General features: G+C 64.0%; 18 protein-coding genes. 9 read left to right on the top strand and 9 right to left on the bottom strand.

The annotated features are described in order from the left end of the window. The first annotated feature begins 465 nt into the window (after nt 1-465). Nucleotides 466-1,194: a DUF7344 domain-containing protein gene (locus tag FZP69_RS23520; protein WP_449329025.1), complete on the top strand. Its 729-nt coding sequence runs from the start codon at nt 466-468 to the stop codon at nt 1,192-1,194. Between the two features lie 69 nt (nt 1,195-1,263). Here the strand turns inward: FZP69_RS23520 and FZP69_RS16305 are convergent, their stop codons facing one another. After that, nucleotides 1,264-2,079, bottom strand: coding sequence for an undecaprenyl-diphosphate phosphatase (locus FZP69_RS16305; RefSeq protein WP_152042441.1), 816 nt, complete (start codon nt 2,077-2,079; stop codon nt 1,264-1,266). Between the two features lie 986 nt (nt 2,080-3,065). On the opposite strand from FZP69_RS16305, the gene FZP69_RS16300 reads away from it, so the two are divergent. From FZP69_RS16300 to FZP69_RS16290, 3 genes are all read left to right on the top strand, one after another. Then, nucleotides 3,066-5,033 (top strand): S8 family peptidase, encoded by a 1,968-nt coding sequence (locus FZP69_RS16300; protein WP_152042440.1) that lies wholly within the window; start codon nt 3,066-3,068, stop codon nt 5,031-5,033. A 94-nt stretch (nt 5,034-5,127) separates the two neighbouring features. Continuing rightward, on the top strand, nt 5,128-6,483 hold the full coding sequence (locus tag FZP69_RS16295; protein ID WP_152042439.1) for a sulfatase-like hydrolase/transferase: 1,356 nt from the start codon (nt 5,128-5,130) through the stop codon (nt 6,481-6,483). A gap of 237 nt (nt 6,484-6,720) precedes the next feature. Beyond that, a complete protein-coding gene (locus tag FZP69_RS16290; RefSeq protein WP_152042438.1) occupies nt 6,721-8,172 on the top strand; it encodes a flippase in 1,452 nt (483 codons plus the stop codon). A 1-nt stretch (nt 8,173) separates the two neighbouring features. Here FZP69_RS16290 and FZP69_RS16285 read toward each other — a convergent pair whose 3' ends face one another. Both FZP69_RS16285 and FZP69_RS16280 read right to left on the bottom strand, forming a co-directional pair. After that, complete coding sequence (locus FZP69_RS16285) at nt 8,174-9,106, bottom strand: hypothetical protein (protein ID WP_152042437.1); 933 nt, start codon at nt 9,104-9,106, stop codon at nt 8,174-8,176. Nucleotides 9,107-9,243: 137 nt separating this feature from the next. Then, nucleotides 9,244-10,452 carry a hypothetical protein gene (locus FZP69_RS16280; RefSeq protein ID WP_152042436.1) on the bottom strand — a complete coding sequence of 403 codons (1,209 nt, stop codon included), beginning with the start codon at nt 10,450-10,452 and terminating at the stop codon, nt 9,244-9,246. Nucleotides 10,453-11,063: 611 nt separating this feature from the next. Here FZP69_RS16280 and FZP69_RS16275 point away from each other — a divergent pair. Continuing rightward, complete coding sequence (locus FZP69_RS16275) at nt 11,064-12,008, top strand: hypothetical protein (RefSeq protein WP_152042435.1); 945 nt, start codon at nt 11,064-11,066, stop codon at nt 12,006-12,008. A gap of 63 nt (nt 12,009-12,071) precedes the next feature. On the opposite strand, the gene FZP69_RS16270 is transcribed toward FZP69_RS16275, so the two are convergent. Next, the gene (locus FZP69_RS16270) at nt 12,072-13,328 is read right to left on the bottom strand and encodes a sulfatase-like hydrolase/transferase (protein WP_152042434.1); all 1,257 of its coding nucleotides are present in this window, start codon (nt 13,326-13,328) and stop codon (nt 12,072-12,074) included. Between the two features lie 107 nt (nt 13,329-13,435). Here FZP69_RS16270 and FZP69_RS16265 point away from each other — a divergent pair, with 107 nt between their 5' ends. The 4 genes from FZP69_RS16265 (at nt 13,436) to FZP69_RS16250 (ending at nt 17,396) form a co-directional block, all read left to right on the top strand. Continuing rightward, complete coding sequence (locus FZP69_RS16265) at nt 13,436-14,581, top strand: glycosyltransferase (protein ID WP_192918617.1); 1,146 nt, start codon at nt 13,436-13,438, stop codon at nt 14,579-14,581. A 139-nt stretch (nt 14,582-14,720) separates the two neighbouring features. Further along, nucleotides 14,721-15,548, top strand: a complete 828-nt coding sequence (locus FZP69_RS16260; RefSeq protein ID WP_152042432.1) for a glycosyltransferase — start codon at nt 14,721-14,723, stop codon at nt 15,546-15,548. A gap of 139 nt (nt 15,549-15,687) precedes the next feature. Next, nucleotides 15,688-16,788: a DUF4330 family protein gene (locus FZP69_RS16255; RefSeq protein WP_152042431.1), complete on the top strand. Its 1,101-nt coding sequence runs from the start codon at nt 15,688-15,690 to the stop codon at nt 16,786-16,788. Further along, on the top strand, nt 16,785-17,396 hold the full coding sequence (locus tag FZP69_RS16250) for a hypothetical protein (protein ID WP_152042430.1): 612 nt from the start codon (nt 16,785-16,787) through the stop codon (nt 17,394-17,396). The genes FZP69_RS16255 and FZP69_RS16250 overlap by 4 nt, the downstream gene beginning before the upstream one ends. A gap of 191 nt (nt 17,397-17,587) precedes the next feature. Here the strand turns inward: FZP69_RS16250 and FZP69_RS16245 are convergent, their stop codons facing one another. The 5 genes from FZP69_RS16245 to FZP69_RS16225 all read right to left on the bottom strand — a co-directional run bounded on the left by FZP69_RS16245 (nt 17,588) and on the right by FZP69_RS16225 (nt 24,171). After that, nucleotides 17,588-17,983, bottom strand: coding sequence for a PIN domain-containing protein (locus FZP69_RS16245; protein WP_152042429.1), 396 nt, complete (start codon nt 17,981-17,983; stop codon nt 17,588-17,590). Further along, on the bottom strand, nt 17,980-18,234 hold the full coding sequence (locus tag FZP69_RS16240) for a hypothetical protein (protein WP_152042428.1): 255 nt from the start codon (nt 18,232-18,234) through the stop codon (nt 17,980-17,982). The genes FZP69_RS16245 and FZP69_RS16240 overlap by 4 nt, the downstream gene beginning before the upstream one ends. A 1,279-nt stretch (nt 18,235-19,513) precedes the next feature. Beyond that, nucleotides 19,514-20,143, bottom strand: coding sequence for a rhomboid family intramembrane serine protease (locus FZP69_RS16235; RefSeq protein WP_152042427.1), 630 nt, complete (start codon nt 20,141-20,143; stop codon nt 19,514-19,516). A 39-nt stretch (nt 20,144-20,182) separates the two neighbouring features. Next, complete coding sequence (locus FZP69_RS16230) at nt 20,183-21,616, bottom strand: sugar transferase (protein ID WP_152042426.1); 1,434 nt, start codon at nt 21,614-21,616, stop codon at nt 20,183-20,185. A 152-nt stretch (nt 21,617-21,768) separates the two neighbouring features. After that, the gene (locus FZP69_RS16225; RefSeq protein ID WP_152042425.1) at nt 21,769-24,171 is read right to left on the bottom strand and encodes an STT3 domain-containing protein; all 2,403 of its coding nucleotides are present in this window, start codon (nt 24,169-24,171) and stop codon (nt 21,769-21,771) included. Nucleotides 24,172-24,175: the final 4 nt, after the last annotated feature.

The raw sequence follows: 24,175 nt of genomic DNA, 5'->3' as shown, positions 1-24,175 counted from the left end.
ACTTCCGGCCGAAGGAGTGTCGAACACGAGTCGAGACGACGGAGGACCGCCCGTGATGCGGTTCGGGGCGGAGACGATCGACCGGGACTCACACGAGTGCGAGGTGGAAGCCCACGACTTCGGTCGTGGACCACCGACTACCGTGTTTCGTACGATAGTATACTGCTATCACCGGACAGAACTTTTCCAAAATACCGCTTTCGAACCAAATCAGAATACTGTTACCTCTGAGCGTGACACGTCCGACCATCCCTCAGAACCGACGCAGACAATCGAGACGTCTCCGCCAGTCAGATGTGACAACGATACGATTGGTCTCATTCATCAATCTACACAACATTATCGAGCGAAATATTCTCGCGATATACGGTCAAAACAATATAACATTGGAACCGACATATACTCTCCCAAACACTTATTAGACACTAATGACAATGGAACAACCGCTTCGCGAGCAATACTGTCTTGCGAATTGCAACCGGGGACAGAGGTGCACATGGTCACACAGCACGCCGCAGGGAGGGAGAACGCTGCAGGGGCACAGGGGGGGTCGGGTCAATCGAGACCCGTTTCAGAACAGAAGGGTCAAGAAAACGAACAGGAACACACGGTCGCGACCCCGGCCGACGAGGCGACTGTACCGTCACGAGAGGAACTTCTCGAAGCGATCCACAATCGCCGGCGACGCTACACCTCCACTATCTCCAAGAGTACGGTGGAGTCGGTCCGGTAGACCTCGCGGACGTCTCACGACAGGTAGCGGCGTGGGAACGAGGCACCGATCCTGACACGATCAGATACGACGATCGGAAGAACGTCCACACGTCGTTGTACCAGTTCCACGCACCGAAGCTAGCCGACCTCGGGCTCATCGAGTACGACCGTCGGCAGAGCACGATCGAACTCACGAAGTACGGGGAGAACCTTCGGCTCGACCTCGATGCGACCGAGGACAGGGAGTGGATTCCACAGCTGTTCATGGGACTGTCGGGGGTGTCGGTCGCCATCGTCGTCGTCTCGGCGCTCGATCTCCCACTCTTCCGGGCGGTCCCGGACGTGGCCTGGACCGCCCTCGTCGCGGCTCTTTTCGTCGGCTCGTCGGCTCTCCTGGTCTCGTCACAACGAACCGCCCAGCGGGTCGTCACACAACACCCGCCCGAATCGGTGGCGGACAAGGCGGAGCGGGTGGGGTAACTCCCGCCCGAACCGGCATCCTCCAGCGAGCGACATCCTGGGGGTCCGTGCGGACGACGCTGCACTCCGTCACAGGCCGACACCGATGCCGCCGACGATCGCGAGCACGCCGAGTCCGATCGCGACCGCCCAGAACGCGACGCGGCGGACGACCGCGAGCAAGAGGCCGATCGTCGCGTAGCCCACGACGGCGCTCGTCACGAGCGCGACGCCAGCAGCGAGCGGCGAGACGCTGGGTACGCCCACGTCCAGGAGGACGAGGACGCCGGCACCGAACGCCGCGGGAATCGAGAGGAGAAACGACAGCCGGAACGCGTCGACACCCTCGTGTCCTCGAAGGAGGAGCGTCCCGGCGGTGACGCCCGAGCGCGAGACGCCCGGGAGGATCGCCACGCCCTGTAAGGAGCCGACGAGCACCGCATCGAACAGCGACGGCTCCTCGCGCGTGGTGACCAGGTCGTCGCCGACGCGCTGGATCACTCCCGTGCCCACGAGGAGCACGCCGATGAGCGCGACGAACGTCCCGCCGGCGAGCTCGGTCACGATCTCGGTCAGCAGCCGGTAGACGGCGAGTCCGACGACCACGGACGAGAGCGTCCCGACGACGAGAAACGAGAGCGTCGCCCCCTCGGGTGTGAACGAACGAGTCGGGCGCCAGTGAGGGACGGCGCTCAGGAGTTCGCGCAGTTCGTTACGATAGTACGCACAGGCGGCCACGCCCGTGCCCGCGTGGAGGAACAGCGAGAGCTGGACGGCGACCGTGGGATCCATCCCCTCGACGACGACGAGGTACAGCGTGATGTTCCCCTCGCTGGAGATGGGGAGCCACTCGAAGACGCCCTGGAGGGTGCCGACGACGAGCGCGACGACGAGGGCCCGATCCATACTGCCGGTTGTGACAGAGCGTTTATTAGCTCTTGTGTCGCGTCCGACGGCTCTCGCGACTGGTCATCCGGAGGTGGCTCGGACTCGTGACGACTTCGTTGTCTCGTGTCTTCACTCGGGTATTCGCTCGCTATTACCATCTCGAGTGATACGAACGATACGGCCCCGTTCTCTCGACGGTCGATCCTCAGTTCGATGGCGACGCTCGGTGCGGCTGGCGCACTCGGGGGAGCAGGGACGACCGCTCGCTTCCGACCGGCGAGACGCGGAGATCTTCGTGACCCCTCGTCCCCCGAGACCGCGTCCGACGTCAGTGGGGGGAACAGTCGACCCCTTGTCTCTCTCGTCCCTCGATTGTGTGCAGATCACGGTCCCCGCTCAATCCTCGGCTTCCGTGTCCGCGGACACGCCAGTGGGCTCACCAGTTCGGGCCAATCACGATTTCAGCGTTCGATAGATAGGTGACTGACACTTAAATGCGGAAAAGATCGCCGGGTCCTCCGTGTCACTCGATTCACCAGCGATAACTCCCGTCGGACTTGAGATATCACAGGCGAAAATAAACTCAGCGAGTCCACTGGAACTGATTCCAGCACTCGACGAGACGGCTCGGTCGCGGCGAACAAATATAATCTAGTTGTTAGTTCTTGCCAGAAATCCGCTGCCGTCCCTGGCCAGCAAGACCTAACAAAATCATATCAGAAAAATTTGTAATGGATGCTATTTCGGTATCAATATAGATAATATTCGGCGAACGTTTTTATGACCGTCTGATAACGATGCCTCTAAGGAGTCTTAATGGACTCTTAAACCAGATATAAAGTGGTATACGAGATGTTCCAACGAGTCGGCACGGCTGCAGAAATTGAGATCGAACATGTCGGGAACGAGGGAGAGATTGGTGACATCCGTAACGACGACCTGGCACGGCGGCCGGTCCAGTATGGCACGCGAACCAGCAGGATATCAAACACGAACAACAGCTAATGAGAGACAAGAATAACGTATCACTAAAACGACGAGATCTCCTCCGGACGATCGGCGCGGGTGCGGCAGTCGGCGTCGTCGGCACCGGCGTCGCGGGAGCGGAACCGACCGGCCGACACGTCGTCGGCACGAAGAACAACCGTGGACTCGAGAAGGCCAAACAGGTCGCCAGCGACGTCCACCGCGAGCTCGACTTCGGCGACGTCGGCCAGGCCGTCGCCGGGCGGTTCCCCGAGCAGGCGCGCAAGGCGCTCGAGAAGAACCCCAACATCCGGTACATCGAGGTGGACGGCCAGATGGAGGCTATCGGACAGTCGCTCCCGTGGGGGATCGACCGGACCGACTCGGACGCCACGCAGGACGACGGCTACACCGGCGATGGTGCCGACATCGCGATCATCGACTCGGGGATCGACTCGGACCACCCCGACCTCCAGGCGAACCTCGGCGCCGGTGAATCTTTCACCACCTGCAGTGGCTGTGCGGAGCCGTGGGACGACGACAACAATCACGGCACCCACTGCGCCGGGATCGCCGCGGCGGTCGACAACAGCAAGGCTGTCGTCGGCGTCGCCCCGGGTGCGACGCTCCACGCGGTCAAGGTGCTGAACAGTAGTGGCTGGGGGTCGTACTCCGACATCGCTGCCGGCATAATCCACGTCGCTAACGAAGGCTGGGATGTCGCCAGCATGAGTCTTGGCGGCAGTAGCAACTCCTCCACGATGGACGACGCCATCGAGTACGCGACCAGCAATGGCGTCCTCTGTGTCGCCGCAGCAGGCAACAGCGGTCCGTGTTCGGACTGCGTGAAGTTCCCCGCGCGTCACCCCGACGTGATGGCCGTGAGTGCGACCGACTCGAGCGACGACCTCGCGTACTTCTCGAGCACCGGGCCCGAGATCGACATCGCCGCGCCGGGCTCCTCGATTCTGTCGACCGTCGCCGGTGGCGGAACGGCGCACTTCTCCGGGACGTCGATGGCCTGCCCGCACGTGAGTGGGGCAGCCGGGCTGTTGATGGCCAACGGGTATTCGAATACGGAGGCTCGGAAGCGGCTGGAGGAGACGGCCGAGGACCTCGGGCTGTCGGGGAATCAGCAGGGGAACGGATTGTTGGACGTCGAAGCGGCACTCGGAAACAACCAGAACGAAAACATGATTGGCGAAGCAGGAACGGTTTCGGTCAACGAGAATTGGCAGACAGTCAGCTTGAGCGGTTCGTACACGGACCCCGTGGTAGTGACGTCGGTGGGGACATTCAACGACCCCGACCCTGTCCACGCTCGCGTGCGGAACGCTCAGAGTGAAAGTTTTGAGGTTCGGTTGGAGGAGTGGGAATATCAGGACGGGGCACATAAAAAAGAGGACGTGAACTACGTCGTCGTCGAATCTGGGCCACACCCCACGGACGCGGGTTTCGAACTGGTCGCCGGCAAGGTCACCGCCAACGGTGGCGGGTGGACGACTGTCGGGTTCTCGCCGACTTGGAACGCGCAGTCGCACACCTACACGCAGGTCATGTCCGACAACGATCCGACACCGACATCGACGCGGGTAACTCGGACCGGCGAGGACTCTTTCGACGTCATCTGCCAAGAGGAGGAGGCCAACACGACTGCCGGCGACACCTGGACGAACGACCACGGCGACGAGACCGTCGGCTACATTGTGACCCAGCCCCGGTCCGGCGGAGCCGGTGGGACTGGCGAGAGCATCGCGTCCGCGCTATCGACGGACGCGTGGTCGACCGCCGGCCTGCAGGACACCTACGGCAGTCCACCGGTCACCGTCCACCGGACACAGTCGTTCTTCGGCCGGAACGCGGCCGACGTCCGCGCCCGCAACCAGTTGGAATCGTCCTGCGAACTGAAGATCCAAGAGGAAAAGTCCGCCGACGGCGAGACCTCGCACGTCCGCGAGTACGTCGCCACGATGGCCTTCGAGTCGGGACCGATCACCGAGCCGTAACTGCGGTAACCAACCCGACCAAATCAGTGATCGCTGGACGGGCCCGTTGTCGGGTACCCGTCCCCGGCAGACTTTAGACGACCGTCCGAGCAATATGCAGAATGTCGCAGTGGTCTGTCTAGACTCGGTCCGCGAGGATATTTTCGATGACGTCGCCGTCCGAGTCCAAGATGCAGCCGACATCTCTTCTGACGGGTGTCGGGCGGCGAGTTCTTGGAGCACGCCGAGTCACGCCAGTATGCTGTCGGGCCTACTAGCACACGAGCACGGCGTCCACACCCACTCTCGGTCGTTCGCGTCGCTCCCGCGTGAACGAACGGTATTCGACGACCTCACGGAGTACCGAACGGTCGGCGTTAGTTCCAATGTTTACGCCGGACCCGCACACGACTTCGACCGCTACTTCGATGAGTTCTTTCCGCTGGGCCGGGGGATCCGGTTCCCCGATGCTCTCGACCCTTACTCCTTCGATGGATCGCTCGACGAGTTTCGCAGATACGCGCTGGCATGTGTAAAAAGCGAGAAACCCGTGCGCTCACTGTTCAACGGTGCGCTCGAACTGTTGGACTCAACCTACGACCGTTTGGCGTGGCTGTTCGACGAGGGAGCCAAGCCGGGGCTCGGAGTCGTCCGGCGGGAACTCGCCTCGACTGACGAACCGACGTTCGTGTTTCTGAACTTGATGGAGGCACATATCCCACACAGACCCGCACGATATTTGGACGACGACCTCTACGAATGCCCCCGCGGCTGGTCGTCAGCCAAGAGGGATGTCTGGGACTTGTTCGCTGCGGAGTACGACGAGCGATACTGGGGCCGGCGCAACGGACTCTACCGGGCGGCCGTCGAGTACCTCGACCGCCGTCTCTCGGAGTTTTTCGACGAGCTGGACGGTGAGACGACTGTCGTCGTAACCGCCGACCACGGCGACAACCTCGGAACCGAAGCCGACGAGGGGCTCGCAAACCACAAGAGTAGTTTGAGTGAGAGACTTCTCCACGTCCCGCTCTATCTGATCAATCCCCCCGAGGTAGCCGAACAGACTGGACGCTACCTCTCACACCTGTCACTCCCCGACCTGATCCGAGGGATCCGAGATGACCGGGTCAAAGACCTATCCCGTGATCGGGCGTTCGCGGAACTGGCCGGGATGAGTGCCGGTCCGGACCCGGAGGCGGACTACGAGTACTACGACCGAGCGATCCGCTGTGCCTATGACGGCGATCAGAAAGTGGTGTGGAGCTCCCTCGGGACCTGTACACGATACGATCTCCCCGGCGAGGCGAACACTCAGCGGGCCAGTGGATCCCTCGCCCGCCCACCGTCGTGGGCCACGAGACGATTCGGTCGCGACATCTCGACCTTCAAGCACGACGCGGTCGAGGGGGGAACCAACGTCTCCGTCGACCCATCGACGGCCGCCCGGCTGCGGAACTTGGGCTATTTTTGATCCCCACGACGGCCGCCGCACGGGGTACGTCGACGCTCAGGGGCCACACGGCAGTCGGGCCCGTGCGGTATCTTCATACGGTGTGGAACCGTCGTGAGAGACGACCGTGTTGTTCGTGGGACGGCGACGTGACGCCGGCGAGAGACGACCGCGACGACCGGACGCGCAGACGGTCCGCACGACGGCTGAGTCCCCCTCGGACAGTGAATTGATGACACGGCCCATCGTCCGACGCCGATGAGACAGAACATTACGAACCTCGTCTCGATAGCGTTCGTCGGTGGAATGGTCGGCAAGGGCCTCCGGTACGGAATCAACGTGGTCGTCGCGCGCGGTCTCGGGGCCGAGGCCCTCGGCCTCTTCGCGTTCGGGACCGTCCTGATGAAGGCCGTCTCCGTCGTCTCGCAGCTGGGGCTCGACCGGGCCGCCCAGAAGTACATCCCGATATACGTGGCTGACGACCGCCCAGCTCTGGTGAGTGGGACGGTCGTCATCTGCCTCGGTGTCCCCTTCGTCCTCGGGACCGTCGTCGCTGCCCTCCTGCACAGTCAGTGGCACGTACTCGACGGCGTGTTGCAGTCCGGGTTCGGCTCCACCGCCAAGCTGTTCCTCGTCGGAGTTCCGCTGTTCTCGGCGATGATGGTCGGGGCGACGGCGACAAGAGGATTCAAAGAGACGAAGTACTACGTCTACGTCCGCGATGTCGGACAGTCCGTGGTGGCGTTCGTCCTCGTCGCCGTCGGGGCGTTCGTCCTCGCGGATGTCGAGACGGTCGTCGCCGGCTACCTGGTCTCGATCGTCGTCGGCGTCGTCCTCGCTGTCTACTACCTCGCGCGACAGGGCGCGCTGTCCCTCGACGTCCGGCCGAGCCTCCCGTACAGGGAGGTCCTCGGGTTCGCCCTGCCCCTCACCGTCGCCGCAGTGACGCTGTACCTGATCACGTGGACCGACATCCTCATGCTGGGCGTCTTCACCACCCCGGCCGAGGTGGGCTGGTACCAGGCCGCCTACCAGACCTCCGTCCTCCTCGCGGTGGTCCTCCAGGCGACGTACTCTATCTTCCCGGCGCTGGCGTCGGAGCTGTACCATTCGGGCCGTCACGACCGCCTCGGGCGCGTCTACACGGCCGTCACGAAGTGGGTCGCCACGCTGACGCTGTTCGGGTTCGCGTTCCTGTTCGTCTTCCTCGACGAGATACTCGGACTCTTCGGAACCGCCATCCCCGCAGCGAAGTCGGCGCTACTCGTGCTGGCTCTCGGTCAGGTGACCGCCGCCGTCGTCGGCCCGGCAGGGTACCTCCTCACCATGTCGGAGTACGAACGGCTCCAGATGGTTAACTCGGTAGTCGTGAGTGTGGCGAATGTGGGTCTCAACTACGTGCTGATACAGGCGTACGGCATCGTCGGCGCGGCCGCCGCGACGGGCGTGTCGTTCGTAGTGCTGAACGCCCTGCGACTGGTCCAGACGTGGTACCTCCTCAATCTGCAGCCGTACTCGCGGGGGTACTGGCGGGGCCTGGTCGCGGTCTGCGGTGCTGTCCCGGCGATGCTCCTCGGGCGAACGCTGCCGCTTCCCGGCGTCGTCCGCGTCGTCGTCACCGGCGTCGCCGCGACGGCGGTTTTTGGGGCTATCGTCTGGCGCCTCGGGCTGACCGACCAAGACTACCTCCTGCTGGAGTCACTGGAGTGACTCAGCGGTAGCCTAGATCCTCGAGCCGTTCCGAGACGATGTCCTCGTCGACGTCCTCGACGGTCTCGCGGATGTCCGCCGTCTCCTCAGCCACGACCGTCCGCCGCGACCCCTCGTCGGAGACGAGCCACGGAACCCTCACCAGATGTTCGGTGTAGATGCCGCGGGGGTGGCCCCACTCCCTGACAGGGACTGGCGACGCCCGCTCGCCGAGCATGTTCCCGTGGTCGGCTGTCACGACCGTCCGGCCGGTCAGGTCGGTCAGCAGGTCCTCGACGTGTGGAAGAACCCGCAACAGGTTGTCGACGTACAGCCGCCGAACCTCCTCGGGGGCGACGTCGAGGGTCCCGGTCATCAGCCGGTCCCACACCCGCTCCTCGTCGGGATTCTCGACGTCCAGGTGGCCCTCGTCAAAGGACGTGTCCGCCCCGATGAACGGGTAGTGGGGCTGGATGTAGTGGACGACGAGTCGCTTGTTCGGGTACCGCTCGGCCGCCCGCCTCGCGTACTCGTTGACTGTCTCCGGGAGGACCGTCCCGTGGTCCTCGTCCCATCCGTCGGCGCGCCAGACGTCGACCACCGCGTGGAGGTCCGTCGGGAGACGGTCGCGGTTCCGGTAGAGCTGCGGGTTTGCCGTCACGTACACCGTGTCCGCGAGCGTCCGGCCGACGAAGTTCCCGCGCAGGAACTCGACGGTGGCGGCGCCCCGAGACACCCGGGACTCCAGACGGCCCGGCAGGTCGTGGTGGGCCTCGAAAGTGTCGTACCGGCACGCATCGAGGACGAGGAGGACGTCCCAGTCCTCGGCGAAGATATCCGTTCCGTCGGTGTTGTACGACCGGCTGTTGAACCTGCGGTGGTAGAGCCGGTTGACGCCCCGGCCGAACAGGTTCGGACTCTCGACGGCGCGACGCAGGCGGTCCGTGATATTCATTTTTCCATTTGTAATCTGTAGATTGGGTGCAGTTCTACCCGTCTTCACTTATCGAGTCATTGAACACATGTCATAAATCACTTTCCAGCTTGTAAATACTCGCCTCTTCCTGACTCGTTGATATATGATCCTATAAATCACCCGACCCCGCGATTCGGCACAGGCATGAACAAGAGCAGAACTACGAGTAAACCGAACCCACCGAGCAACAACACGTTGAGAGTACTTGAGTACGCAATTCCGGTCAGTTGTCCGGCGACGACGGCCCCGACGAACCGTTTGGGAAGGCCCGCCGACGCACAATCAAGCGCGTACAGTGCCACAGCGAATATTATAGCGACGAGTACGATCCCCAGAATCCCGGCACCAGCGTACCCGGAGGCCCAGAATGGTCCGTTCGCGACCATATCTGGAATACCAAAGTAGACGCTCCCGATGAGGTTCGCGACTGGTTTGCTGTAGGGATATGGGAGCCCGATCCACGTTCGTCCGGCCCATAGAGTGTGCGGATTTGTGCTAAAGAAGTCGACGTGAAACGCAGTAACCATCCCTGGCGAGACGAACATCCTTCGTACAAGGCCAAGTACCTGCGAAGGTGCGCCGAGGCGGTCGAGGACGAGAAAAGTGCCAAGGGTCGTTGGACCGGCTAACATGGCATAAGCGGGGAGATACTTGCCATCGTCCTGAAGCGTCACGTACAGAATGATCGCCATGCCGACAGCGAATATTGCGGACTTGAACGCACCGACAGCGTAGACCACTAGCGTAGCGGCGACCCCGACCCCAAACACCCACGTGGGCATGAGTCCAGCCAGTGGACTTGCGATCAGGATCGGGACCAACACGTTCTCCAACCACGTGATACCGTACGCGATTACCCGGAAGAACACGGCCCCAAACGACTGGAGCGTCTCACGGAACGACGACCGAACTTCGTATATTTCGCTCAAATTAGCTATCGTGATCGACTGGCTGAATACACCGAGTAGCAGACTCATCAGAGCCACAGTCACTAGAACTAACAGTCGATAGAAGATCGGATGTGGGACCGTCTCACGCACACGGACCTGTGGGAGATAATATGACAATCTGAGTATAAAAAACGAAATCGCGACAGTAAGGGCGAATACCAGACGTGGCTCCTCTAAAAGGAACGCGTGCAGCGTAACAACAGGAATATACGCAACCGGGTAGAGCCACCAGAGGATCACCTGTGACGGCCGTCGGTACTCGCGTGGCAACCAGAACACCGGGAGGATTGCTAGCCCGACCACAAACAACACCGACAAGTGGTGGGGTACGGTGAACGTGTACGGAGACCAGCCGTCGTAGAGCGACGTGTCCATGTACCACACCGTAGCAAGCAAGAGCGATGTGTAGGTCACCGCGAGCGCGAGCAATCCCAATCGGGAACGGACGATATTAAGTCGACGAGCGGATGACTGGAGTTGATTGCCCGAACCTGCGCTAGCGCTCTGAAACACCTGTGAAATTTCTCCCGGCGGTTGAGCCGTGATGAGTCGCCGGATCGTGGAATTTCGCCACAAGTGGGCCAACGGAGATGCCACAGGGAGGACCAAGCGTACTAAATCCGAACTCGTGAGCGATATATGTCGGAGATCCTCACGGGGGGGTGTACCGAAAATCGCCTCCACTAACGACCCTTCTTCGGTGGAGATGATCCCACGGTCACGTACCACACTGGACACATTATATACTCGTGAGTCCCGCCACATTTGCCCCCAGTCCATACACAATCTGACAAGCCGACCCACTACAACTTTTCCCCCGACGCCGAATGAACGGGCCGCGTCTCCGGTCGGAGACACCATCGACCTTGGAGGTCCCGACGCCCACATTTATGAGAGACGCCCGCGTCGGACGAGGTATCGAACCGAGAGGCTGTAGTCGGCCGAGAACACCGCGGACACCGGTCAGGGGACGGCTCGACGAGACAATGAACGTAGTACGAGAATTCCTGAACGCCTGCATGGAAGATATCGACGAACACGGGGTGCGTGGCCTGTCGAAGACGCTCCGCTCGGCCGGCCGGTACGTCTCGAACGAGTTCCGGTATCGGGTTTCCCACGCCCCGGAGGCAACGAACGTCTACGACCGCGAGTGGGATCTGCTGATCCTCCTCGACTGTGCGACCGTCGATATGATGGAGGAGGTCCGCGACGAGTACGAGTTCGTCGGGACGGTTGGCGAACACATCAGCCCGGGGACTTGTTCCGACGAGTGGATGAACCACACGTTCACCGGACGGTATCGCAACGAGATGGCGAGGACGCTCCACGTGACGGCCAACACCTCCTCGGAGCGACGCCTCGACGCCGACCGATTCCTCCACCTGGAGGAGGTCTGGCGCGACGGCTGGGACGCCGACCTCGGGACCATCCCCGCACGGACGGTGACGGACCGCGCCATCTCCCTCACGCGGGAGTACGACGCCGACCGGACGATCGTCCACTACATGCAACCGCACCTGCCGTTCGTGGAGGCAGACATCGACGGCAACGTAGTCACACCAGTCGGCGTCGAGGGCGAGGGGTACACGCTCGGCGAACTGCACGACGAGTGCGGATACAGGAGGGACGAACTCTGGGAGGCGTCCGTCGAGAACCTCCGCTACGTCCTCGACGACGTGGCCGTGTTGCTGGACAACGTCGACGCCGACACCGTCGTCGTCTCCTCGGACCACGGGCAGGCCTTTGGGGAGGACGGAGTGTGGTCGCACCCCTGTTACACCTACGTCGACGTCCTGAAGACCGTCCCGTGGTGCGTGACGTCCGCGTCCGACACGGGGACGCGCCGGCCGAGCTACGAACCGGCGGACGAGTCCGAGTCGGACCCGCAAGTGGACCTCGATGAGAAGCTGGCCGCACTCGGGTATAAGTAGCACAGGTTGTGTCGGGACCGCACCGTCCGGACGGACGCGGTCGTCGGGCCGTCGACGACGGAACTACCTGTACCCGAGCGCTTTGAGTCGCTCCGCGACGGCGTCGTCGGCCAGCGTCGCGTCGTCAACGTCGGGTTCGGTGCCGCGCCGGATCCCTTCGCGTATCTCAGGGCGGTCCAGGAATTCCGCGAGGTCCCGTTCGAGTCGCTCCAGTCGTTCGTCCCCGGACTGGGACTGCGCTGCGTAGCGGTTCTCCTCCTCGGCCGGGTCGGCGCGGAGGTCGAAGAACTCCGTCCGCGTGGGCTCCGCGTCCACGCGGTCGTAGGTCTTCACGAGTTTCGCCGTCTCGGTCCGCCGCCCGACGTAGCTCTTCCCGAGATGGGGGGAGTGGTTCAGCATGAAACTCGGCCGCGGGTCGCCGTTCGCCGGTCTCCCCTCCCACCTCTCGGGAATGGCGATACCGAGTTCCTCTAGGACGGTCGGTGCGAGGTCTAACTGCCGCACTGCCGCGTCTCCGTCCCTGACCCGGTCGCGGGAGAGGTTCTTCGTCAGGAGCGGCACCCGGACGCACTCGTCGTACAGTCTGGCGTGTCGGTAAGCGCCGTGGGCGAACTCCTCGCCGTGGTCGCCGACGAGGATCACTATCGCGTCGTCGGGGACGAGCGAGAAGAGGTCCTCAACGTGGTCGTCGAGATAGTCGACGCAGCGCCAGTAGAGGTTCTCGACGGTCTCACGTTCGGCCGGGGAGAGCGACTGACGGTCCCGTGCGAACTTCCAGATGGTCCGGTACGAGTCGACGACTCCCTCGCCGAGGCCGCGGCGAAACCCCGGCAGGTACGGCTCGTGGGGGTCCATCAGGTGCGCGAGGAGAAACCGCGGCCCGTCAGTGGCGTCGAACCACTCGTGGGCGCGGTCCGCCACTTCCGTCACGGGGACGGTGTCGCGCTGTCGGGCGAGCCTGAACAGTCGTTCCAGCTTCGTCTCGGCGGCGCCGCCGTTCCAGAAGAAGTCGAACTCCCCGGCGAACCGGTCGAGAAATGGGTTGTCGGCGACGATCGCACCCGTCCGGTAGCCGTGGTCCGCGAGGACGGCTGGCAGGGTCCGCACCGAGGACCGGAGCGCGCCCGACGCGGTGTACGCCTGCGGGTAGTACAGGCTGGCCAGAATCGAGGGGAACACGCCGGGGGTCGCGGCCGACTGACAGACGGCCTCGCTTCGGACGTACTCGGAGGTCAGGGAGCGGAACCGATCCATTCGCTCGATGGCGTCGTGGCGCCAGCAGTCGACGGTCAGGAGTACCACGTCTGGTCGGTCGCCCATACGCTGACGTCGCGGGCGACGACCAAATATCTGTCCGGGGCTCGACACTCGGCCCACCGAAAAGCCGAAATACGTATTCCTCAATTGATACCACGATGGAGGTCGTCATGCTCGACCCGTCAGCGTTCACGCCCCCCTACGACCACCACCTCTGTACGGGGTTGGCCGCCGTCGGGTGCGACCTCACGCTCCTCACGACCGACGCGGACTACTTCCTGTGGGACGACAAGACCGCCTACGACCGGGTCGAGTACTTCTACGGGCACACGAACGGGCTCTACGCCGGCCACGACTCGCTCCCGGGTCGGACGGCCGTCAAGGGTGTCGAACACGTCCTCGACATGGCGCGGGTCCTCCGCGAGATCAGGTCGCGCGACCCCGACGTGGTCCACTTCCAGTGGCTGCCGCTCCCGGTCGTCGACCGGGTCTACCTTCGCGCGCTCGCCCGGGTCGCGCCGCTCGTGTTCACCGTCCACGACACGACGCCCTTCCACGGCGCCAGCACGTCCCGGCTCCAGCTCCTGGGTGCCCGGTCGGTCTACGACGCCTTCGACCGCCTGATCGTCCACACCCGGACCTCGCGTGACGAACTCGTGAGACAGGGCGTGTTGGCGAGCGACGTGTCGGTGATCCCTCACGGGATTCTCGAGTACCCGGAGCCCACTGCGCCGGCCAGCGGCGGCGGGGTGGAGGAGGAAGACGGGGTAGACGAGGTCCTGTTCTTCGGGACGATCAAGCCCTACAAGAACGTCGACACCCTGCTGGAGGCGTTCGCGTCGCTTCCACCCGAAACGCGCGAGGGGACAGTCCTCCGTATCGCGGGGAACCCGAAGGTGGACGTCGCACCGCTGAAGGGTCTCGCGGACTCCCTCGGCATCGCCTCCGCCGTCCGGTGGGACCTGCGGTTCGTTCCGGACGTGGAGGTGCCGGAACTCTTCGCCGGGGCGGACCTGGTGGCGTTCCCATACGACGACATCGACCAAAGCGGCGCCCTCCTGACTGCCCTCCAGTACGAGAAGCCGGTCTTGGCGACGGATATCTCGGGGTTCGCGGAAGTACTGACCGACGGGGAACACGGGTTCCTGGTCCCGCCGAACGACGCAGACGCCCTCGCGGGGGCGATGGACCGGATACTGTCCGACCCCGACCTGTCCGCCCGGATGAGCGAACGCGTCGGCGACCTGGCGGAGTCGATCCCCACTTGGACCGCGATCGCAGCACAGACGAGGGAGGTGTATCGCACGGTCGCATGATTGGACGACGATTCCCGGTCGGTCGGGGAGCGTCGGCGGGGCCAGTTGACCACGGATCTGACTGGCGACCGATTCCATCCGCTCGGAGACCGGACCAGTCGCCGCCGTTCGGACGCCGGAGTCGGGGTCGGTGTCCACAGTGAGCGACGCTCGGGAGCCGGCGGTATCCGTCGTCCTGACGACGTACGCGGGCGACGACGCCGGGGCGTTGCGCGCGTGTCTCGACAGCGTCTGCCGGCAGGAGCGCTCCCCGGAGGAACTGGTCGTCGTCCGCGACCACGGCCTCCCGTCCGCCCTAGTCGAAGTCGTCGCCGACGCGGCGGAGACGGCGCCGTACCCTGTCAGGGATGTCCGCGTGGACGACCGGGGGCGCGGCCACGCGCGGGCTGTCGCGGTCAGGGAGGCGACGTCGGAGCTCGTCGCGGTCATTGACGCTGACGATGTCGCCTGCCCGGACCGGCTGGCGCGGCAGGTCGCGTTCCTCGGTGCGAACCCGGAGGTCGACGCCGTCGGCGGGTACGTCGGCGAGTTCGAGACGACGCCCGACGAGGTCAAAGCGGTCCGGAGAGTCCCGACGGACCCGGTCGCAGTCAGGCGGATGGCGTACTACCGGTGTCCGCTGAACCACCCGACTGTAACGTTCCGGCGCCAGGCAGTTCTAGGCGTTGGGAACTACCGGCAGATGGAGTACGGCGAGGATTACGAGCTCTGGTGCCGGCTGTTAGCCGACGGTGGGACGCTGACGAATCTACCCAAGGTGCTAGTCAATGCCCGCGCGGACGGCCTAATGGGGCGACGGGGCGGGCTGGACATCGCTTGGAGAGAGGTCCGGTTACAGCGCGCCATCGTTGATACCGGGTTCTACGGATGGCCGGTCGCGCTGGCCAACCTCTTAGTCAGAGTCCCGCTCCGATTACTCCCGGAACGACTTCTGGGACGGGTCTATCGGCACGTGTTCAGAGCTTGAGTGTCCGAGCTTGGCGGCCGACCTGACTTTCCGTCCCGCTAGCGACAGGGGACCGGTCTGTAGCTACGACGTTTCAGAAGCTACTCACTGCTAGTCCTAGGTGGAAAAAGCTAATCAGGATGTCAGCGAATAAGAAACCATGGTGGTGATAGACGAGCAGGGTCGTCTTTTCGGCCTCGTCAACCTCGTCGACGCCCTCGTCGTCCTCGTCGTCCTTGCAATCCTCGTCGCCGGCGTCACGTTCGTTATCGGTGGCGACTCCGACACGCCCACCTCTGATACGGCCGTCCGCTACGCCACCCTGGATCTCGGCGTCCAACCCGCCTACGTCGCGACGCACATCTCCGAGGGTGACGCCGTCCAGCCCGATAACGTAGAGAACATGACGATCACCGACGTCTACTCCCTCAAAACGGGCGACGGGCGCCATCTCTACACTCGCGTCCGGATCAACGGCATGATACACGACGAGACGGTCACCTACGACGGCGACCCCCTTCGCGTCGGGCGCAACCTCTCCTTAACAACACCAGCGTACGCCACCAGCGGAACGATCACCGCCGTCGATGCCACCACCCCCGACCTCCCGGTCGGCGAGACGGATGTCCTCCTCCGAACGACGCTCCCAGCCGACGCCGTCGATGCGATGCGCACGGGTGATGAGTACCGGATCGACGGCCGGACAGTCGCCACGGTGCAGTCGGTGATGGCACACAAGACTGACACCCCCGGTCAGGTCCGAGCCTACGTCGGCGTCACCTACCGGACCTACCGTACGAACGACGGGCCACAGTTCGCCGGCACGCACGTCCGCGAGGGCGTCACCCTGCCCCTCGAAACCGATGCCACCGCGTTCGATGGCGAGGTCGTCCGAGTCGGCGCCACTGAGCCACGCGGAACGGAGGCGACCCGCACTGTCCGGCTGGAAATTGAGAACACCGATCCCGACCTCGGCGACGCGCTCCGCACCGGGATGACCGAACGCGTCCGCGGCGAGACAGTGGTCGAACTCACGGACATCGCTGTCGAACCGTCGACGATGGTGGTCACGAGCCAGGACGGCAACGTCTACCGGCGCGAGCATCCAGTCGAGGAGGACGTGACGCTGACGGCCGACCTCCGGGTGCGCGAGACGAACGCGGGCCTGCAATTCAAAGGCGCGCCGTTGCGTCATGGCCGGACGGTCTTCCTCGATTTCGGCACCGTGACCGTCGAGGCGACGGTGGTGAGCGTCGAATGAGCCACGCCGACGATCCGACCGATGCGTCGGAGTCGAGTCTCGCGACTGCCGTGGCCGACTCGCGGGTCGTCGCCGTTCTCGGCGGTCTCGACGATCGCCTCTCGTCGTTCGGGCGTGGGGAGCGCGCGGCGCGACTCGGCGCTTGGGTCCGCCGCGTCGTCACCAGCTCGTTCGCCTACCACTGGCTCACGGCCGAACCGGAGCCCGACGTGATCGTGATCGACCTCCGCGAGACCGTCACTGTCGGTCCGTTCGTCGCATTGCTCGATCGATTCGCTGGGTGGCTCGACGCCGCGGCTGAGTCGTCCAGTTCGGTCGTCGTCGGCCGAGGCCTGCTCGCGGAGTTCCGTGCCGCGCCCGTTCGCCTGCTCGGCGCCGCCGTCGCACTCGGGAGTTCACTCACACTGTTCGTCGGGGCTGTCCTCGGTGTAGTCGGAGCTATCGTGACTGTCGTGCTCGCAGCTATCGCGCTCGCTGGGCTGGCCGGAACGCAGGTGACCATCTCGTGGGCCGACCTCGCCGACTCACGGGTGGGGCAACTTGTGATCGCTGCGCTTGAACCGCCTACAGACAGCCAACCCGTCGACGCCAACGACCGCGACGAGTGAGCCGCTCACACGTTGCGTATCGGGAGTTCGAAACGAGCGGTTCGTACCTGAGCAACCTGGACGCGTAACCGGAACTATTCTGAGAAGAGTATTTATTGCATCGGAACACTCGTCGACAGAGCCCTCTAGCCGTGAACACACGAGTTTTCACCGAGACGGGACCACTGACAGCTAACTCTGACCGACCTCGCTCAGTACGTCTCGACCGACACGCCGAGAGCAGTAAAGTCATCCACATCGTCCGTGAGAACGGCGTCATCGAGGATCTCAGCCATCGCGGCGATGTACGCGTCGTTCGCACCCACACCGGCACCCCCGTCCGCTCGGTCGTCCGCCCCAGCGAGGAGGATGCCTGCCACCCGGGCAACCTCTTCGTCGACGTCCACCCGCGGATAGCCGAGCAGCCGATTGCGAACCTCCTGCTCGGTGGTCTCGCTTCGAGCCGTCGCCACGCCGTAATACGCCTCGGCCACGACAGGGGTCGGTAACCACTGCATCTCACCCCGTTCGACGAGTTCCGTTCCCTTGGCGAACGCATCGGGATCGTTCGCCATCAGGTCGAACAGGTACGACGAATCGATGATCACTCGTCGGCGTCCTCGCCAGCGAACGCCTCGCGAGCGGCATCGAAGCGGCTGTGATCCCGGTCCCGGTTTCGGAGACCTCTGACTGCCTCCTTCGCCTCTTCGGCCTCGGCTTCCGTGAGGAGGCCAGCGACATCCTCGGGATTCGGTCCCCGAGTCATTCGACGGAGCGTTTCCTCCATCGTCTCGTCGTCTCGTTTGTGTGCGCTCAGCCACGCATGGTACTCCTCCGACACTCGGATCGTCTTCACCATGCCATATATTCGGATATATGCTCACAAGAACGTTACGCTCGGTAGACCAGCCGGTTCGAACGTTCTCGAGGGACCACCTGTGCCGGTGCCAGTAACTTGGCCGAACGCAGTGATTCGATTCCCGTCGAGCGGGATACTTGCCACACCGTTCGGCTCGGGCGACGCGAGGGCCTCGAGTAACACACGCAGAGATCCCCCGGAGAGACACTCTTCACGCCGAGGATCCCGACCGACGTTCGCAACTTCGTTTCGAGACTCGTGTCCGGGCCGAGGAAGGCGAGTGGCTCCGAAGACGATGAGGAGGCCAGGTCTGCCATCTGTCCGCTGAGATCCGGATTGTAGGTCGCGATCGGCTATGCCGTATTCCTGTGAGACTCTCGACTGCGATCGTACGGGTCGGGTTCTACGCCACGATAGTGTGAGTATACTGAAAGAACTACGGTCGAACGTAACTGACGATTAATCCTTCACAAATACCAATTGGGGCGTTGTTCAGCAACGTCGGGTACCAGAAGGTTACTATTTCCCAGTCTGCACGGGTCGTTGGTCGCTCCGTGTCCGTGCCGGGGTAACGATCCATTACTAGTTCCCTCACCACCTGTCTGGGACGAAGAATTCCCGACTCCCCCCGTCTCCAATGTCGCTTCGCAGTCTCCGGTCAGTGCAACCCTCGAGTGTCGATAGAGGAGATAACGTGGGTCATCTCTCCATCGATGTTGTGTATGGCTCAGCAGCTCCACTTCGGCTGCATTCGCTCAGTGGTCATCCACGAATCTGGTACCCGGACCAGTGCTACTGCGAGGGCGGCCACTACTTCCGGTGTCGCTCCACGCACTGCCGCGAGCGTCCATCCCGATCATAATCACAAAAAACGAGTTTGGTGGGCCGACACGGGGTCTCGCCTCGTATCCACTGCTCGTGAGTGATTCATAATCGGCTCTCGTCCCCGCAAGAGGGCGTGTGTGGGTCAGACAGAGACACAGATATGAGCGATTGTTCGTGGATCACTGCACCGAGGTCGGATCTGGTCGACGATCACGAGACGTACCGAGCGCCGCGTGGAAACACCGAGCTGTCTGCGACAGACGATACGGTGTGCACGCAGGCAGTACCCCAGTTCATTATGACTTCTAGCGTCGTCTCCTCCGCTCCCTTGCGGAGCGTTCGACCGATTATGAACAGAGCTCTAGACGTGGAGAACCGCTAAATCGACTTCTCGACCTCTCTTGCGGTGCCACAGTAGTTATGAAACTCTGGCTCACGAGCGCGTCGGTATCTCTCACTCGCTCCCCGCCGAGAGATACTGCTCGCCGACACCCGCGACGACACCCACGAGGAGCCCGGCCGCGTGTCCAGCGACACTCGTCCCCGGTGGCTCACCCGTCACGAGTCCGAACAGCTTGAACAGGAAGACGGCACTGACGAGCACGAGAACTCCCCGCTGTCGCCACGAGAACGACCGCCGCTGGAGTACCCACACACCCCTGACGGTCGCCTCACGCGCGATGAGCGCGTTCGTGATCCCACTCGCACCGATTCCCTGTCCGACCGGCACGCCGACGAGCAACAAGAAGAGTGGGACGAACGTCGTCGTCAGGTAGCCCACGAACACGACGTACCCAACGTACCCCTCCCACGACGTTCGCGACTCGAGCAGGTAGCCGAACGGCACGAACCAGACGAGCGTCCCGACGAGGTGGTCGGGAGTCACGTGGAGGAACGGGGCGAGCGTGTAGACGACGACTTCGGCGGGCAGGAAGTCGATCCCAACGAGCTCTCGAGCCGACGACAGCCCGAAGACGTACGCGACGTTCTGTTCGAGTCGGAAGAGAAAGACGAACACGAACGTCGCGGCGAGTGTGAGCCAGCCTCGGGGACCATCGGTGATGCTTCGAGGGTCGGATGACATGAGTAGCGTACGTCGTCTGGAAGCCGTCCGAATTCGCGTTCAGCGAACGAACCGCACCGCGTCGACGAGAACCATCCACAACTGCCTGACGAGGACCTTCAGGTCGAACCAGAACGACTGGTTGCGAATGTACGTCACGTCGTGACGCAGTTTCTCCTTCGGTTGCGCCCCGGTCACGTTGTTGATCTGAGCGAGTCCAGTCAATCCCGGGTTGACGAACCACCGCCTACGCCACGAGTTCGCATCTGACTGCATGTCGAGATCGAGTTCGGGACGCTCCGGTCGCGGGCCCACGGCGCTCATGTCCCCGACGAGGATCGACCAGAGCTGCGGCAACTCGTCCAGATGCGTCTGACGGATCACCCGGCCGACCCGTGTCACACGCGGGTCGACCCCACCGGCGTCCTCGTCACTGACGGTCGCGCCGGTCTGGGCCTCGGCGTTCGCCACCATGCTCCGGAACTTGTACACGGTGAACGTATCCCCGAACGTCGCCGTCCGCTCCTGACTGTACAGCACCGGCCCCTCGCTGTCCAGCTTGACCGCCACGGCGACGAGCACCATCACGGGCGCGAGCACGACCAGCCCCACCGACGCGAAGACGACGTCGAACGCGCGCTTCAGCACGTAGTCCTGCCAGTCCCACGGTTCGAGATCGACGTCGACGAGGTCGTCCGCCTCCGTATCGCTCGTCAGTACCGTGTCGGCGTGTTCGCGGTGGACCTTCGCGGTCACGCCGTACTCGTAGCAGGTGTCGAGCGTGCCGAAGAACTCCGCCCGGTCCGGCTCTGAGAACGCCAGGACCGCCGTGTCGACGTCGTAGGTGACGAACACTTCGACGAGCCGAGAGAGGCCACCGAGACACTCGAGATTCGAGAGACCCGACGATCCGATCACGCGCCCACCGTCGGGAGCGCCGATCGGCGGCAGACGGTCGCGGTCACGAGTCCGTGGCGGGGGTGGTGAGATGTAGCCGATGACGGGCACGTCGAGCGTGTCGAGGACGTCTTCGATCGTCTCCGGATCGTCGCCGACGATGACGACTCGCCCCGCCCCGCCTTCCGGCCGCCCGCGTATCGCGACGAACCAGACCGGAATCAGAATCGCGAGGAATCCCCCGAGCAGGAGGAGCGTCGTCCGGGGGAGTCGGTACGTGTAGTCGAAGTAGCCGATCGCCGCCAGCGCCACGACCGCGAGGAACACCCGTTTCTCGGCGACGCTGAGCACGTCGAGCCGCCGTCGCGGCTGTGGCTTGAACAGCGGAACGCAGGCTCCGAGCACGACGAACAACGTCGTGGTGATCGCCAGCGAGAGGTCGCCGTTGCTCAGGGTCGTCGCCGGCAACCGGCTCACGATCGGGAGCGAGACGAGCAGGTGCTGGACCTGCGGGTGGTTGGCCACCGCGACCGCGCCAGTGGTGAGTACGGTAACGCCCGCTGCGCTCGCGAAGCGATACCGCCAGCCTGTCGGCATCACCTCCATCCTCGTTCCCGATCCCCATGGTTACTCGGTCGTTGCGGACGAGTAATGATGCTCCCACCCCCGGTTAGGGGGAGGTAGCGAGCGCGTGAACCGACCGTAGTGACGAATTGCGCCTCCAGAGGATCGACTGAGACCGAGTCGGGCTACTCGTTCGACAGCGACACGGTCTCGCCCTCGACGACCGCACGCTCGGGGACGGTCATCTCGCGGTCGCCCACCCGGTACGTTCCGGGCTGAGCGACGGTCACGGAGAACTCGCCGTCGGCCGGGTCGGCGCGTCGTTCGTAGGTGAACGTCGCCCCGTCGATGGAGACGTCGGTCCGGACGGGAATCGGTTCGTCGCTCGAAGCGGCTCCGACGATCGTCGCTCCAGGGACGAGCGTGAACACCTTGACGAAACCCTCGTCCCCGGCGTACACCGCCCGGTAGTGAGCCAGTCCCGGGACCTCGTTCGCACGACTCCCGAACCCGTCGTGGAGTCGATCCTTGATGCGACTCGTGACGAACCGCGACGCGGGGCCCGTCGTGACGACGAACCCAGCCCTGTCACGGAGTTCCTCGTACCACCCCTGTGGATCGCTCGAGAACAGGAAGTCCTCGTAGTTTCGCTGGGCGTACCAGTACGACCGGGAGTTCCCGTTCGTGAAGTAGTTGAACATCCGGTTCTCGCCCCACTCGGAGAAGACGTAGCTCCGCGGATACTCCCACCCACGCTCGTCGGCGTACGCACCCATCCACCGCGCGGCAGCGTGTTTCCGGGGGTCGATCGTCAGCCGACCGTGGATCGCCCCGCTGAAGACACTCGGGAACCCCGCGAAGACGGCCGCGAACCCACCGAGCATGACGAACCGGCGTCGGCTGGGGATGGCCAACTCCCGCTCCGCGCTGCCGACGTCGGTCGTCTCCCCGGCCCCACGCGTTCGGAGGAACCGCGGTCCGTAGGCGAGATCGAGCCACGAGATCAGGACGACGAACCCGAGGGCCGCGAACACCGAGATGAAGGGCGCGAGTTCGCCCGTGAACCGCCGCTGGACGAACGAGAGGCCGAGGAACGTCCACGCGTAACAGCCGATCAGCAACCAGCCGTAGTCGGACCGTCGCGCGACCGCGTCCCAGACGACCCAGCCCATCGCCGGGATGGCGAGGAACGGCGTGAACCCCAGCATGATGAGCGGGCCGAACAGCGGCCCCCACTGGTCGAGGAGCGACTGCATCTCACCGATCGACGACGACCGGAAGAGGAAGGCGACGCCACTGTCGAGTTCGGCGACCAGATCGGGAAACGCCGTCGTCACGACGAGCACGGCAACGCCAGCCCCGAGAAATTCGGCCACGCCGATGGTCACCGCGGGGAGCCCCAACCGGTCGGTTGCCAGCGTCGCGGCGGCGACCACGACGGCCCCGACCGCGAGCAGTCCCGGGACGGCTGCGACGACGAACGACTGCCACCCCAGCGTGAGATGTGCCCCCATCGCGAGTCCCGCGCCGAGCGAGACACCGGCGACGATCGGCCCGAAGGAGGCGACGCGGTCGTGGGAGACCGCGAACGGGGCGTACACGGCGATGGCGAGCGCGAGTGGCGCGAGGAGGAGTGGACCGGCCTCCCACGCGAGCACCTGTCCGGCCACCCCGACGGCGAGCGCCACGACGAGTCCCGTCGTGCGTCGACGCCACGGCCACACGCCCTCGTTCTCGTCTCCGAACTCGCTCACGACGCCGTCCTCGGTCGCCAGGTACACGAACGCGAGTGCCGTCAGGACGAGCCACGGGTAGTCGAAGGCGTGGTGGTCGGCGAATCCGAGGCCCGTCCGGAAGGCGTGTCCGGGGACGACGGCGAACAGCCCGACTGCGACCAGTCCGACACGGACGTCCTCGCTCAGATGGGCCGCCAGCAGGTAGACGCCGACACCGGTGAGAACGGCCGAAACGACGGGATACCACGCGAGGAGCGTCCCCGTCGTCCAGGGATCGCCTCCGAGGAACTCGGCGACGACTGCGAGGGTCGCCACCAGGAGCGGCTCCCCACTCGTGACTCCGTCGGGGAACCGGAGGAGGGTATCCAGATCGAGCGGACCGGACGCCGCCCGAGTCGTCTCTTCCACGAGATACCGGTAGAGGTACGGGTCGTTCGAGGAGAGGACGACGTCACCTCCGAGGTACACCTCGGGCAGAGGGAGCAGTCGGACGACGGCGACGAGCGCGAGCGAGATGCCGACCGCGATCGTGCGCCGTCGACCGAGGAACCGCCGAAGGTCCTCGAGTGCGTCGCGTGCGGCGTCGACACCTCGGGAGGTGGACCGGGTCGTCGTCCCCGACTCGGTGCGGAGCGCCGTTCGAACCCCCTCTGGGTCGGCGAGTCGGTACCCCTCGGCACATCGTTCGAGGACGTCCCGTGCGACGAGTTCGTCGACCGCCTCGTCGGCGACGGGCAGCGCCGTCCGTGCCCAGGGCTCGTCGTCGCGTGCGGCCAGCAACCGTCGCAGGGCCGGTTCGAGGTGTGGGTGATCGGCGACGAGCGTGGTCGCCTCCCCTGAAGCGGTCGACACGCTG

This window comes from Salinigranum salinum, assembly GCF_009176545.1.
GTDB lineage: Archaea > Halobacteriota > Halobacteria > Halobacteriales > Haloferacaceae > Salinigranum > Salinigranum salinum.
The sequence above is the reverse complement of the archived record's forward strand: the minus strand, read 5'-3'. Positions and strand labels throughout refer to the sequence as shown.

Excerpts from the sequence above, each read along its gene's own strand:
- FZP69_RS16305 (WP_152042441.1), bottom strand. The coding sequence starts at position 2,079 with ATGGATCGGGCCCTCGTCGTCGCGCTCGTCGTCGGCACCCTCCAGGGC.
- FZP69_RS16300 (WP_152042440.1), top strand. The coding sequence starts at position 3,066 with ATGAGAGACAAGAATAACGTATCACTAAAACGACGAGATCTCCTCCGG.
- FZP69_RS16295 (WP_152042439.1), top strand. The coding sequence starts at position 5,128 with ATGCAGAATGTCGCAGTGGTCTGTCTAGACTCGGTCCGCGAGGATATT.
- FZP69_RS16290 (WP_152042438.1), top strand. The coding sequence starts at position 6,721 with ATGAGACAGAACATTACGAACCTCGTCTCGATAGCGTTCGTCGGTGGA.
- FZP69_RS16285 (WP_152042437.1), bottom strand. The coding sequence starts at position 9,106 with ATGAATATCACGGACCGCCTGCGTCGCGCCGTCGAGAGTCCGAACCTG.
- FZP69_RS16280 (WP_152042436.1), bottom strand. The coding sequence starts at position 10,452 with ATGGACACGTCGCTCTACGACGGCTGGTCTCCGTACACGTTCACCGTA.
- FZP69_RS16275 (WP_152042435.1), top strand. The coding sequence starts at position 11,064 with ATGAACGTAGTACGAGAATTCCTGAACGCCTGCATGGAAGATATCGAC.
- FZP69_RS16270 (WP_152042434.1), bottom strand. The coding sequence starts at position 13,328 with ATGGGCGACCGACCAGACGTGGTACTCCTGACCGTCGACTGCTGGCGC.
- FZP69_RS16265 (WP_192918617.1), top strand. The coding sequence starts at position 13,436 with ATGCTCGACCCGTCAGCGTTCACGCCCCCCTACGACCACCACCTCTGT.
- FZP69_RS16255 (WP_152042431.1), top strand. The coding sequence starts at position 15,688 with ATGGTGGTGATAGACGAGCAGGGTCGTCTTTTCGGCCTCGTCAACCTC.
- FZP69_RS16250 (WP_152042430.1), top strand. The coding sequence starts at position 16,785 with ATGAGCCACGCCGACGATCCGACCGATGCGTCGGAGTCGAGTCTCGCG.
- FZP69_RS16240 (WP_152042428.1), bottom strand. The coding sequence starts at position 18,234 with ATGGTGAAGACGATCCGAGTGTCGGAGGAGTACCATGCGTGGCTGAGC.
- FZP69_RS16235 (WP_152042427.1), bottom strand. The coding sequence starts at position 20,143 with ATGTCATCCGACCCTCGAAGCATCACCGATGGTCCCCGAGGCTGGCTC.
- FZP69_RS16230 (WP_152042426.1), bottom strand. The coding sequence starts at position 21,616 with ATGCCGACAGGCTGGCGGTATCGCTTCGCGAGCGCAGCGGGCGTTACC.